Raw genomic sequence first — 12,766 nt, forward strand, 5'->3', positions numbered from 1 at the left:
ATAATAGCAGCGGCCATTATTGCGGTCATAGCCGTATTTTTAACAGCGCCACTTGAATTTATTCCAAGCGCAGCGCTAGGTGTTGTACTTATTATTGCCTCTGTTCATTTACTCGATTTAAAAGCTGTTTGGCAACTAAAACGAAAAGACAAACAGGCATTTTATCTCGCCTCAGCCACCTTACTTGCGGTGTTATTTATTGGCGTTATACCAGGGATCACACTTGCTGTATTACTGGGGTTATTTCAGTTTATTCGCACTGTAATGCGCCCAACCGACAATATACTCGGCGTAGATGTTAACGGTGTAGTAAGAAGTTTAGACGCCACAGATAAAGCAAAAGCAGTGCAAGGCGTGTTTATCTATCGCTTTAATTCACCTTTAACTTACTTTAATGCCAGCTACTTTAAACGCAGATTACTTGAGCAATACGCAAGGCAAAAAGACGACACCCACTGTGTAATAATTGATGCTGTGCCCTGCTTTACTCACTTAGATTTAAGCGTAATGGCAATGCTTGCCGATCTAGATGTTATATTTAAAAAGCGCGATATAAGGCTTGAACTTGCAGGTAGAAAACGCCAACTACTTTCGTGGTTTGAAATTGCAGGAATGAAGTCGGGAAAAGAAGGTATATATATTCACTCAGACCTATACATCGCCCTAAAAAGAAATAGCGTAAGCCAGCACACAGAGGAAGTTAATTTATTCGTGGCAGATGAAAATAAAGAGGTGCTAACACAGCCATGAAATACTAAACAGCAGATCAGCTAGCTGATCTGCTGTTTAGAATTAAGTACTTTTTATACTTTAGGGTAATTTGAAGGGAAAAACGCTTTTTTAGCGTCTTCATCAAACTCTTTTTTAAAGGCTACATCAGTACCAATTACGCGTGCACGTGCAACCGCTGGGCGGCTATCAATGCTTTCAAACCAACGCTTAAGATTTGGATACGGTGCTAAGCCCTCTTCACCTAATACAACCGGTGCTTTATCAATCCAGCCCCATGCAGATACATCAGCAATGGTATACGTATCACCCACAATAAAGTCACGACCTTCAAGGTGAGTATCAAGTACTTCGTAATGGCGCTGCGCTTCACGTAAATAGCGATTAACCGCGTAATCAAGCCCTTCTGGCGCCATGTGTCTAAAGTGTACACTTTGCCCTGAATACGGACCTAAACCAGATGCGATAAACATTAACCATGACAGCATTTCAGCGCGGTCATCGCCCTTGCCTTCTAGCTTTCCATATTTTTCAGAAAGGTACATTAAAATAGCATTCGAATCGAACACACGAGTTTCACCATCAACAATTGCTGGCGCCTTAGCGTTTGGATTAATTGCTTTAAATTCAGGTGTATGTTGCTCACCTTTTAAAGTATCAAGAGGAACAAGTTCAAACGGTAAGCCTGTTTCTTCTAAAAAGAGTGCAACCTTCATTGGGTTAGGAGTATGGTGAAAATAAAATTTAATCATGTAAAGTTCCTCAATAATTGAGACATGATTAAAGCACAACTTGAGCGGGTGTTCAAATTAAGTTTTAACTAAGTAAAATATACAGTTAAAACGTGATTTAATTGTAAGCATTTCGTGATACTTCATTAGTGAATATCACTTATGCCAAGGAAAATATCAGCCTTTTCGAGCCATCACATGCTTTTAGAAATTTATGATTCACAAGGTTGCAGAATTTGCCCACCAGCAGAGCTGCTGAGTTTCAAAATTTACAGATGATGTAAAACTATAGACTGGTTTAATCCCTATTAATTCCGATGTTAATTACTGAGAGTGTTCAGTATGGAAAGATCCTTTTTACTTTCGCTGGTTTTATAAAAAACACTTCAAAAAAATAATAAGAGAGTAACAAAATACAGAATCTATTTATTAGCCTGATTTACATGTTAAAGTTGTCATTATCACTAAATTACTCTTATAGTGAATCTATATAAATATTGAGCAATACTATGATAAAAGCACAAATACCAGTAGACGAAGAATCTAGATTAAAAGCCCTGTATGAGTATGAAATATTAGATACTGAAGCCGAAAAAGTATTTGATGATTTAACTCAACTTGCTTCTGATATTTGTGAAGCCCCCATATCACTTATAAGCTTAGTTGATCCACAAAGGCAGTGGTTTAAATCAAAGTATGGTATCGATGTAGACTCCACCGAAAGAGATATCGCATTTTGCTCTCATACAATACTGCAAGACCAAGTATTTGAAATACAAAACGCTCTACTTGATGAACGTTTTTATGATAACCCTCTAGTAACCAGCGATCCAAACATTCGGTTTTATGCGGGCACACCGCTAGTTACACCTAGTGGCAGCACAATTGGTACATTATGTGTTATCAGCGACCAGCCAAAAAAGCTAACTCAAACACAAATTAACGCACTGAAAATACTTGGCAAAGAAGTTATCGCACAACTTGAGCTCAGGTTAAACAACAGAAAGCTGGCCACTGCATTAAAACAACAACAAATACATAATAAAAATCTTGAAGAACTAAAAAAAGAAGCTGATACAGCTAACACTCTAAAAGGTCGATTTTTAGCAAATATGTCGCACGAGCTAAGAACTCCGCTGCACGGCATTTTAAATTTAGCTGAGTTTGGACTGGCAGAGACTTCAAATATAGAAAAAGATAACGCCTTAAAAAGTATTTTAAGCTCCGCGAATATACTCTCAAATATTGTAAATGACATTTTAGACTTTTCAAAAATTGAAGCGGGTAAATTAAATATTGAGAATATTAACTTTAACCTGAGCGAAGTCATTAACAATGTAATTAATCCACTAATGAAACAAGCCACAGATAAAGGAATAAAATTTATTCCATCTATAGATAAAAATATCGCTACAACCTTAAAAGGCGATCCTGTCAGAATTTCACAAATTTTAAATAACTTATGCTCAAATGCGATTAAATTTACACAACAAGGCCAGGTAGAGTTTAAAGTCACTGTAAAAGAGAACTCCTTAAACACGCAAAATATTGTATTTGAAATAATTGATACAGGTATTGGTATTAGTAAAGCTGCACAGCAAAATTTATTTAAAGAGTTTCATCAGGCTGATTCATCTACATCTAGAAAGTACGGGGGCACGGGCCTTGGCCTCTCCATTTGCACCAAGCTAAGTGATTTAATGAATGGCAAAATCAACTTCACGAGTAAAGAAGATAAAGGTTCTGTATTTACTTACCAACAAAGCTTTGAAACATCAGAACTCGATGAATTATTAAAACCAAATAAAGAAATAACCGATTTACAAGGGTGTACTATTTTGGTTGCCGAAGACAATAAAGTAAATCAAGTTGTCGTAAGTAAAATGCTACAAGCCCATAATGCGAAAGTAATATTTACCGAAAATGGCAAAGATTGCGTTGATTACTTTTTTGCCAACCATGTTGATTTGATTTTTATGGACATTCAAATGCCAGTGATGGATGGAGTGCAAGCCACTAAAATAATTAGAGCGCAACAAACAGGTAAAACAACGCCAATTATTGCCATGACAGCCAACACCATGAAACAAGATATTGAACACTATTTAGATATTGGTATGGATGGCTATTTAACGAAGCCATTTAATAAAGAGCATTTAAATAGCTTGCTCAATGTCTATAATCCAAAAAACTCAAATCTCAAAAATTTAGCAGTTAAAGTTAGTAACCCAAACATTACGAGTGAACGTAAGCTAAAACAGATATGCAATGAGCTAAAAAAGTTAATTCCAAATGCCGACAGAGTCAGTCTCTGGTTATTTAATCACGACTATACTGCCATTAATAGCTTAATTTGCCTTGATGAAAAAAATGAAATAGTAAGTAATGCAGTTTTAAAAGCTGAAGACTTTCCTGCATACTTTGACTATATTTTAGATCATAAAGTATTAGACGCATCAGATGCGAGAAACCACGAAATCACTAAAAACTTCACCAAAGTTTATTTTGAACCATCAAACATTTACTCCTTGCTTGACTACATCTACTTTATTGATAACAAGCCACTAGGTGTTATTTGTTGTGAAAGTGTTGGCTCAAAAATTTCATGGAGCCATGCAGATAAACTGTCACTTATTAAAGTAGCTGATGTAACAACCTTGTTTTTATCCAAGCGGCTGAAATCATCGTAGCTACTTAATATATATAAAATGGGAGGAGTGCCTAATTACTTAAACTATTTAACTAAGCGGCATATGCCACCAAGGTTATGCGCGTTTATTGATTTAACAAAAAATTTGAATGTATATGGGTAACTAAAGCGAAGCGTTGAGTTTACTTTTTAGCTGTGCAATATTAACTGGCTATAAACTAAAAATAATACTTATAAATTAAAGTAAATAACCGCTTAAATGAAGCACAGGGATCGCTAAGCCTATCTACAGGTTTGGTATAAAAACTAAAAAGGATGAATATGATTAAGCCATTTTACGTTAGCTGTTTGTTAGCCCTCTCGCTATTAACACCCTGCCTTGTAAAAGCAAATCCGACAGCCTCGCAATATCAGGAAATTCTTAACGATAACCTTACTGAAAACGAGCCTGGGGTATCGGTAATTATAAGTAAAAATGGCAAAGTACTTTTTAAAGGAACGCGCGGGCTTGCCAACCTTGAGCATAACATTCCACTTAATGAACAAAGCGTTTTGCGTTTAGGTTCTATTTCAAAACAATTTACTGCAGCTGCAATTATGATGTTGCAAGAGCAAGGTAAGCTAGCGGTTACCGATGATATTCATAAGTATGTTGCAAGCTTTCCAACAGAGGGCAACCTCGTCACAATCGAAAACTTATTAACCCACACCTCAGGCATCGCCAACTACACAGATGACGACGATCTCTTTGATAAAGAAATACAAGTCCCCACCAGCGTTGACGATGCACTAGCGCGATTTGCCAAACACCCAATGGTGTTTAAACCCGGCGAAACAATGGCTTATTCAAATACCGGTTATTCACTGCTTGGTAAAATAATTGAAGTAGCAAGTGGCCAGTCTTACAAAGACTTTATTGAACAACACATATTTAAAAAGCTAAAAATGAACCAGAGTAGTTATGAAGGGCAAGAACTTGTTACCCATCGCGCATCTGGCTATGAGCAAACAGAGCAAGGATTTATCAACACCAGCTACATTAATATGGATTGGCCATATGCCGCAGGTGCGCTTATATCTACTCCAACCGACTTAAACATTTGGTTTAGTGCGTTATCGTCTGGCAAGCTTATTAGTAAAGCAGGTTATGAGAAGATGGTAAGCCCTTTTAAACTCAACGACGGCAGCTTTTCATCCTATGGTTACGGATTAATTATTAAGCCCTTGAATGAATACACCGTAATTAAACACACTGGCGGAATAAATGGCTTTTTAGCACATGCACGCTATATTCCAGAGCAAAAGCTATATGTTGCAGTACTGGCTAATTCAAACCACATAAACCCTATTTTTATCAACGAAAAATTCACAGCCAGAGCACTAGGTATTGCACTACCCGAGTTTAAAAAAGCAGAGGTAACAGAGCAGCAATTAGCGCCCGTATTGGGTGATTACCGTATTGATGAAAACACCTTACGCAGCCTAATTTTTGAAAATGACGTTTTGTATTCAAAGCGCACTGGTGGCGATAAAACAAAACTTATTACCATGTCTAAAAATAGCTTTTACTACCCTAATTCAAACAATTACTTAGTAATAGAAAAAAACAGCCAAGGCCAATTAGTAATGAAGTATTTTAGTGGATTATCAACAACGCCTACTGAGGCGATTAAGATTTAGCTTTAGCTTTATAAGCCTCCCAAAAAACAATGCCCGCAGCTTTCTCTACTTATAAGCTCGGGTATTTTTATTTTGAATCCTCGTTAACGCAACAATAAATTATAAAATTAGTATGTGATGTGTAAAAGGTAATAAATATGTTACTTTTTATATGCTAATTTTATACTTAACCTCTTTAAAATAATTTACAAACCGAAAATAAGGAATAAGCATGCTTTTTCACCCTCACGGTAAATCCTATATTTTCGCCCCTTTGCTCATTATTTTGCTATCTGCTTGTACTTCAAACCCAGCTTTAATGCCTACACCCAATTTATATGTAAGTACGCCTTATTCAGAAGCCCAAGTACCTAAAAACCTACATACTACAAGTATGGAATTACTCTATGTTACAGACCGAGCAGTTTCTGAAAAAGAGGGGGTTATGTATAACGCAAGTCGCTCGCCATCAATTGCGTACGGTGTAGCAAAAGTAAATTTTGGCGATAAATCTTTGCAGTGGAGTGAGCTATTAAAGCAAAGTAGCCTTAAAAATCGCTCCGGAAATTTGACTTACGTAATGGAAAAAGCGGATGAATTAGGTCGCTTCCCTTTATCGCCTTATAAATTTAGACGCGTAAAAAACAAACTCCAAATTGACGAAGATATTTTAGAACGCAAAATTTTTCACGAAACCCAATTAAACAAAAATATTAATCAGCGTTTAAAAAACAGTAATAATAAAGATGTTATTTTGTTTGTGCATGGCTTTAATAATACCTTTAACGAATCAGTATTTACCCTTGCCGGTATTTGGCATTTTTTAAACCGACAAGGCGTACCTATTGTTTACTCTTGGCCTGCTGCTGCCACAGGATTAACCGGCTATTTTGAAGATAAAGAGTCTGGTCAATTTACTATTTTTCATTTAAAAGAAACTTTGCGACTGCTTTTCAAAAATCCTGAAATAGAAAACATTCATATTATTGCGCATAGCCGTGGCACCGATGTAGTAACCACAACACTTAGAGAACTTATAATTGAAAACAGAGCCAGTGGCGGAAATCCCCGAGAAGACCTGCGTATTGAAAACTTAATTTTAGCAGCCCCTGATCTCGATTTTGGTATAATTAAACAAAGGCTAATGGCAGAGCAATTTGGGCCTGCGTTTGAGCAAATCACCATTTACACCTCTCAAGAAGATAGCGCGTTGGGTATTTCACAGTGGCTAACAAACAGCTTAAGCTTTGGTCGGCTAAACACCAAAGATGTAAACATAAACGAGCAAGACATATTCACTTCTGTAGGTAACGTAAGCCTAATTAAAGTACCTAAATCTGGCAGCCTAATAGGCCATGACTACTTTCATAGTGATCCGGCGGTCAGCTCAGATCTTATTAATTTGATACTGCATAAGGCGTCGCCAGGCTCTAAAAAACGACCTCTACAAAAACTCGAAAATAATTTTTGGTCACTCGATTCAAACTACCTAATTAAAACGGATGCAGCTAACTTACAAAATTAAACGTTTACTGCTGGCTCAATAACCACTCTTTTGGCGCTTGCCCTGTTTTTTTTCTAAATACACGGGCGAGTGCAGAGCCATTTTCGTACCCAACCTGATTAGCCACTAAATCCATATTTTGATTTTTTAAAATAAGCTTTTTAGCAACCGATAAACGCCAATCAGCCAAATAGTCAGCCGGTGTTTGCTCAATTACTCGCTTAAAGGTATCGGCAAATTTAGAACGCGACATACCACATTCCTCAGCCATAGCGCTAAGTGACCAGCTTTGCTCTGGGGTTTGGTGTATTTTTATTAATACCTTAGCCAACTGAGGATGGGCAAGCCCTGCCATCATCCCGCTTTTAATGGTGCCCTCTTCTAATACCTTGCGCAAAACGCTAATTAAAAATACATCGCATAAGCGATCTATAATTAAATGCTTACCGCTGGCGTCTTTAAATGCCTCTTCAAAAATCCAAAAAGCACTCTGCGCTAATAATCCATCACCCGTTAATTCGTAATTTAAGCAAAAAGGCAGCGCCTGCAATAAAGGGCTATGCCCTCCACTTTGATAGTTAATTTGTGCACAGACTAAATCGGCACCGTCACTCTTATCCGCAAACAAACAGTGCCCAGTAGAGTGAGGAAAAAAGATAACTGAAGGGGTAGATAAAACCACTTCAAAACCACTATTACTACGTACTTTTAACGTACCTGAGCGCAATAAGTGCAAATGCCCAACACCTTGATCGTCACTAAAGTCACTCGTACCGCACATGTTCCCACTAAAAAACACATTGGCATTAAGCGAAAAGTGACTCAGTACACTCGAAAGTACGTCCATAAGCGCCTCTTTGGATTATTGGTATGAAAATATAGACTAATAGACGCATATTAACCAAGCAATAACGATAAAGTACAGTTGAGTTTTAAACAAACACACTAATTAAATTACCCTTTGGAGATACACATGAAATTTTCGACACTCACTAAATCAGCTTTTTTTGCAGCATCAGTCCTTGCAAGTTCACTAAGCTTTGCAGCAGACATAGACGCAAATGCCGACGTTAACGACATTGCAATTAGTGGTTACGATACCGTTGCTTACTTTACCCAAAACAAAGCGGTAACAGGCAGCTCTGAATATACTGCAACACATAAAAATGCCATTTATAAGTTCAGCTCAGCTAAGCACCGCGACTTATTTAGAGCTAACCCAGAAAAGTACGCACCACAATTTGGTGGCTTTTGTGCGTTTGGTGTATCAATGGAGAAAAAGTTTGACGTAGATCCAGAGGCTTTCAAAATTGTTGAAAACAAACTTTATTTAAATCTTGATAAATCGGTTCAAAAACAATGGCTAAAAGACGTACCAGGCTTTATTACTTCAGCCGATTCAAACTGGTTTGACATAAAAGACAAAACAGCAAAAGAGCTTTAATAAAACCAATTTAAAGTTAATTTTTGAGGTTGCTTCGGTTTATAACCGTTCACCCTCAAAATGCCATTTAAATTAATAAAATTTTAGGCTTAAGCTCTTAATTTAACTAATATTACTTTGATTTATTAAGCATCGCTTTTAAATCGGCAAATGGAGAATGCGTCGCAGCCTCAACTTTGCGATCTGTAGTCGACCCGCCATACATAATATGCTCGTGGTATTTATTGTGCTCATTGTCGTGGCAATAAATACACAATAACTCCCAGTTACTTCCGTCTTCAGGATTATTACTGTGGTTATGATCAACATGGTGCACCGTTAACTCACGTAAATTAGAGTACTCAAACTCACGAGCACAACGCCCGCATACCCAAGGATATAATCTTAAGGCCTTTATTCTATAACCTTCCTCTTGCTTAACATAAGCCTGAGGTACATCGTTATTCTTACTCATAATATTCCTGGTAAATTCACTATTTCGGTGCTCAATACTAAAAAAACTTAATTACTGACAAATCACCAAAAGAAGTATCTATATGCCGGCCTGTTTGCTCCCATGCACGTAGTACAACCATAAGTTTTTTATTGTCGGAAGTCCAAGAAATTCCACCGCCGTATGCTTCAACTTTTTCGGCGCCCGAATCTTTTAACCCCAACCCAGGGTTTGTGTTTTGAATATGCCCTTTACCTACTTTGTATTCAGCAAATACGTGAACATTATGCGGTAACGAAAATGATAAAAGCGAGCCAATACTCGCCCCGTACGAATTAGAAATTAACTTAGTGACCTGTGGTGCAGATGAATTTAAAAAATCAGCCTGAAACACAATATTATCTTTATTCTCAAGAGATACATGCTTGAAAGACCAAGCACCAACAACACTTAACGACAAATCAAATTTGCTGCTTAGCTTTGGCCTATTAAGAAAAAAATGCTCAAACAAAGACTCTTTATTATTGAAGGTATAGAAGTTGTGTTGGCCAGATAGCTCAAACTTGGTTGAACGTATATTTTGCGAGAAAATTTGATCCGTTTGATTGCCGCTTAAATTGCTAGCCGTGCTTTGCAGCCCTTCAAGCGTTTGATAGTTAAATGTGATTTTAGAATTTTCAAATTTTCTATAAGCAAGCAGTATATCTTGTGTTTTTGTTTCAACATCATCTTCGAAAATATCGGCTGAATAACCAATTTCAATGTCGTTAATATCAAAAAACACACCCACACGTTGATTGTTTATGGGCTCTAACGAAAACAGTGTTTTTTGATTACTCCCAGCCAAGTCGTCGTATATTAACGCGTGACTAGTGTTAGGGTTTGAAATAGTGGTTCGTACCGACTTTAAGTCAAAGTCGAAAGCCAATACAGCACCAGATTGAAATGCCGCTAAAACAGCAAAGCTCACAATAACCAAGTAATTGCGATTCATTAAAAACACTCAAAAATTAATTTGTATTAGAGTAGCGTTTTTTTCACCTTAAATTATCACAAAAGGTTAACAATTGATGAAAACTTTAAATAATGCGCTTTATGTCATTTTTTGGGGTGCTTTCAAGGTCAAACTCACTTACATGCTTAATTAGCTCCGGGAAGAACGCTAAAAACACGGCTTCTAATTCGTCGTAGTTACGCGTTATATCATCAGCCGCCCCCGCAAAGTTATTAGTAAAACGGATGCGGTTAGCAATATTATCAAGTGCTACTCCTATTCCCTCAACGGTTTCGTACTCTTTAAACCAATCGTTTTTAGTCATACTTGTTACAACATGCTGCATGCGCGGCGGCATAACAGGTATGCGATTATTCAAAAGCTGATAGCTGGTGTACTTAAAATCACTTAAAGGTTGCTTGCTAAATCGCTGCCAATGCACAATTAAAAAATGATCAAACACCACATCAATAGCCACACCAGCAAAACGTTTACGCTCAGGTGAAAAGTACTGTTTAGCGTGTTTAACTGCGCGGTGGGAGTCGGTAAATTTATCGACTAAATAGTGGTTATCGAGCCCGTTTTTAACCGTATTTGGTAAGTACTCTACATGCCTTTTACCACCAAAGTCGCCCAATAAGTTCCCAAAGTGAGAATCGGCTGTGGGCTGCGCTAAATAAAGATGAGCTAAATAATTCAAAGTGTTCTCGGGCTTGGCTAATACAAACAAATAATAACGTAAATTTAAACTAAACTCACATTCGTGTTTAAAGCAGTACTTATGGTTTTGCTTCTCAATTTTACTCAAACATGCCGTAAAGTATTGTTTAAAAAGGTAAATAGAAAAACGATTAATCACTGGGCTCTATAAAAAAGCCACTACAATAAGCTGTAGCGGCTTTTTAATACTTCAGCCTTGTTGTTAGTTTGATCAAAACTAATTACTCGACTTTACCCAATTTCCATTGTCATTTTTGCTATAACTGTTTTTAACCGCAGACCAAGCCACTTTGTGCGCAGTGGTTTCGCGGTCGTCGTCGTTTTTTCTATCGCTCGGGTCCTTGTAGGTATCCCATGCACTATTAAACGCCTCTTGATATATGTCTTGAGCATGTTTAGGTAAGTTACTTTTTACCGACTCAGGTAGTTCGTCACGGTTTTTATATGGCATAACTTTCTCCTTATATTTACTTAATTACGCCACAAGCAACACGGCTACCACCGCCACCTAATGGCTTTGGCTCATCTGCATAGTTATCACTTCCTTCGTGGATCATCACAGCATGTTGTTTAAGTTTTTCAAGCGTGAGCCTTGGCGCTAAAACAGGCGATTTAGCTTGGCCACTTTCATTTACATACAACGCCGGTAAATCGCCTAAATGGCCGTTGGCCCAAGGAGCATCATGATGCTCGCTAGCTTTTGGATCGAAATGCCCACCAGCACCGCCACCTGGCACTACCTTATCGCCTTTTTTCTTGGGTTCACAACTAGCAAATTGATGAACATGAAAGCCGTGCTGCCCCGGCGTTAAACCTTTTAAGTTTGGTGAAAAAACAACGCCGTGATCATTTTCTGTTAGTGTAATAGTGCCTAGTAATTGCCCCTGGCCCGACTTAGTAACTTGGTGCATTTCAACGTTTACATTAGCCAGTGCACTATTTTGTAGTAACACGCTGGTAAATAATATTGCAAAAGCAGGTTTTAAAACGCGGTTTAAACTTCTTTTAGTTTTTGAATCAAACTGCAAACAATTCATCATCATCTCCTGGTTTAGTATCAAATTAATAAAACAATATCGCTAAATTAAGCGACTATTAAATAAGTAGTTTCAATGTCTATACCAGTCCTATGTTCAAACATACATTTATGTATTTTTTAGTCGCAATTTATTGATTAAAATAACTTTAACTAAATAGCCATTTAATTAATGAGCTAACTTTTAGCCAATGATTAAGTGAAAACCAAGGCATATTTACAAAGCTCGTGAGAAAAGATTACCAACGTCCCTACCAAAAAAGACAATCCAAGTGAAAAAGACGATATTAAAGAGGCCCTTATTACTTAGGCGGTAGTCTCGAGTGTTGGTGCTGGTTGAATGGCCGTACGTTATGAAATAAAGAAGCGCCAATCTAAATAAGCCTTCTAAGATACTCTTCACGCGTTATATCTATAAGGGGTATTTATTTTTATAATCAAAGTATGTTCAAAAAAATCCGCTTATATATGGGTCAATTTAATGACAAAAAATTACGTTATTTAGTTGTTTTATATCAGAATTTTTAACGCAGTTAGCGTAAGATTTAATCCCTCAAATTGATTAAGTATTATTGCTTGGCACTAAAAAGCGAGCACAAAAAAGGTGAAACCAAGTTTCACCTTTTTTAATTAATTAGCTAGCATTACGCTGTAGATACGTTACTTGCGCCTGCATTGTTAAGTATTTCTTCAATAGCATTTTTGTTGTCACTATCGTACTTAACACCAATTAATATAGAGCCTTTTTCAATGGCATCTTCATAATACTTAATTTCGTGCTCGGGGATAAACGCACCAATTGCGGCACCTAAAGTACCACCAACTGCAGCGCCTGCGCCACCAGCAGCAAATGCAGCGACTAATGG

At 37.3% G+C, this 12,766-nt stretch carries 12 protein-coding genes and 1 pseudogene; 5 read left to right on the top strand and 8 right to left on the bottom strand.

What is annotated here, in order from left to right; translation table 11 throughout:
• Positions 1–750: STAS domain-containing protein (locus L654_RS0100435; protein WP_024606933.1), on the top strand; the 750-nt coding region annotated here is incomplete at its 5' end.
• Between the two features lie 53 nt (positions 751–803).
• On the opposite strand, the gene L654_RS0100440 is transcribed toward L654_RS0100435, so the two are convergent.
• The gene (locus tag L654_RS0100440; RefSeq protein WP_007581448.1) at positions 804–1,481 is read right to left on the bottom strand and encodes a glutathione S-transferase family protein; all 678 of its coding nucleotides are present in this window, start codon (positions 1,479–1,481) and stop codon (positions 804–806) included.
• Between the two features lie 488 nt (positions 1,482–1,969).
• Between L654_RS0100440 and L654_RS0100445 the strand changes: the two genes are divergently transcribed.
• From L654_RS0100445 to L654_RS0100455, 3 genes are all read left to right on the top strand, one after another.
• Positions 1,970–4,150 (top strand): ATP-binding protein, encoded by a 2,181-nt coding sequence (locus tag L654_RS0100445; RefSeq protein ID WP_024606934.1) that lies wholly within the window; start codon positions 1,970–1,972, stop codon positions 4,148–4,150.
• A 281-nt stretch (positions 4,151–4,431) separates the two neighbouring features.
• Positions 4,432–5,790: a serine hydrolase domain-containing protein gene (locus tag L654_RS0100450; RefSeq protein WP_024606935.1), complete on the top strand. Its 1,359-nt coding sequence runs from the start codon at positions 4,432–4,434 to the stop codon at positions 5,788–5,790.
• 211 nt (positions 5,791–6,001) lie between these two features.
• Positions 6,002–7,294 carry an alpha/beta hydrolase gene (locus tag L654_RS0100455; protein WP_024606936.1) on the top strand — a complete coding sequence of 431 codons (1,293 nt, stop codon included), beginning with the start codon at positions 6,002–6,004 and terminating at the stop codon, positions 7,292–7,294.
• Between the two features lie 4 nt (positions 7,295–7,298).
• On the opposite strand, the gene L654_RS0100460 is transcribed toward L654_RS0100455, so the two are convergent.
• Positions 7,299–8,120 carry an AraC family transcriptional regulator gene (locus L654_RS0100460; protein WP_024606937.1) on the bottom strand — a complete coding sequence of 274 codons (822 nt, stop codon included), beginning with the start codon at positions 8,118–8,120 and terminating at the stop codon, positions 7,299–7,301.
• A gap of 126 nt (positions 8,121–8,246) precedes the next feature.
• Here L654_RS0100460 and L654_RS0100465 point away from each other — a divergent pair, with 126 nt between their 5' ends.
• On the top strand, positions 8,247–8,717 hold the full coding sequence (locus L654_RS0100465) for a YHS domain-containing (seleno)protein (RefSeq protein WP_008165251.1): 471 nt from the start codon (positions 8,247–8,249) through the stop codon (positions 8,715–8,717).
• A 112-nt stretch (positions 8,718–8,829) separates the two neighbouring features.
• Here L654_RS0100465 and L654_RS0100470 read toward each other — a convergent pair whose 3' ends face one another.
• The 6 genes and pseudogenes from L654_RS0100470 to L654_RS0100495 form a co-directional block, all read right to left on the bottom strand.
• The gene (locus L654_RS0100470; protein WP_007581433.1) at positions 8,830–9,171 is read right to left on the bottom strand and encodes a YajD family HNH nuclease; all 342 of its coding nucleotides are present in this window, start codon (positions 9,169–9,171) and stop codon (positions 8,830–8,832) included.
• Positions 9,172–9,208: 37 nt separating this feature from the next.
• A complete protein-coding gene (locus tag L654_RS0100475) occupies positions 9,209–10,144 on the bottom strand; it encodes a hypothetical protein (RefSeq protein WP_024606938.1) in 936 nt (311 codons plus the stop codon).
• 85 nt (positions 10,145–10,229) lie between these two features.
• Positions 10,230–10,844 (bottom strand): acyl carrier protein phosphodiesterase, encoded by a 615-nt coding sequence (locus L654_RS0100480; protein WP_024590241.1) that lies wholly within the window; start codon positions 10,842–10,844, stop codon positions 10,230–10,232.
• Between the two features lie 237 nt (positions 10,845–11,081).
• Positions 11,082–11,315, bottom strand: coding sequence for a ChaB family protein (locus tag L654_RS0100485; RefSeq protein ID WP_024590240.1), 234 nt, complete (start codon positions 11,313–11,315; stop codon positions 11,082–11,084).
• Positions 11,316–11,331: 16 nt separating this feature from the next.
• Positions 11,332–11,901: a superoxide dismutase family protein gene (sodC, locus tag L654_RS0100490; protein WP_024606939.1), complete on the bottom strand. Its 570-nt coding sequence runs from the start codon at positions 11,899–11,901 to the stop codon at positions 11,332–11,334.
• Positions 11,902–12,544: 643 nt separating this feature from the next.
• Positions 12,545–12,766, bottom strand: a pseudogene (locus L654_RS0100495) (hypothetical protein); the annotation flags it as partial.

The sequence above is a fragment of the Pseudoalteromonas sp. TAB23 genome, assembly GCF_000498075.1.
GTDB classification, from domain to species: domain Bacteria; phylum Pseudomonadota; class Gammaproteobacteria; order Enterobacterales; family Alteromonadaceae; genus Pseudoalteromonas; species Pseudoalteromonas arctica.

Excerpts from the sequence above, each read along its gene's own strand:
- L654_RS0100470 (WP_007581433.1), bottom strand. The coding sequence starts at position 9,171 with ATGAGTAAGAATAACGATGTACCTCAGGCTTATGTTAAGCAAGAGGAA.
- L654_RS0100450 (WP_024606935.1), top strand. The coding sequence starts at position 4,432 with ATGATTAAGCCATTTTACGTTAGCTGTTTGTTAGCCCTCTCGCTATTA.
- L654_RS0100465 (WP_008165251.1), top strand. The coding sequence starts at position 8,247 with ATGAAATTTTCGACACTCACTAAATCAGCTTTTTTTGCAGCATCAGTC.
- L654_RS0100445 (WP_024606934.1), top strand. The coding sequence starts at position 1,970 with ATGATAAAAGCACAAATACCAGTAGACGAAGAATCTAGATTAAAAGCC.
- L654_RS0100475 (WP_024606938.1), bottom strand. The coding sequence starts at position 10,144 with ATGAATCGCAATTACTTGGTTATTGTGAGCTTTGCTGTTTTAGCGGCA.
- L654_RS0100440 (WP_007581448.1), bottom strand. The coding sequence starts at position 1,481 with ATGATTAAATTTTATTTTCACCATACTCCTAACCCAATGAAGGTTGCA.
- L654_RS0100460 (WP_024606937.1), bottom strand. The coding sequence starts at position 8,120 with ATGGACGTACTTTCGAGTGTACTGAGTCACTTTTCGCTTAATGCCAAT.
- L654_RS0100455 (WP_024606936.1), top strand. The coding sequence starts at position 6,002 with ATGCTTTTTCACCCTCACGGTAAATCCTATATTTTCGCCCCTTTGCTC.
- L654_RS0100485 (WP_024590240.1), bottom strand. The coding sequence starts at position 11,315 with ATGCCATATAAAAACCGTGACGAACTACCTGAGTCGGTAAAAAGTAAC.
- sodC (WP_024606939.1), bottom strand. The coding sequence starts at position 11,901 with ATGAATTGTTTGCAGTTTGATTCAAAAACTAAAAGAAGTTTAAACCGC.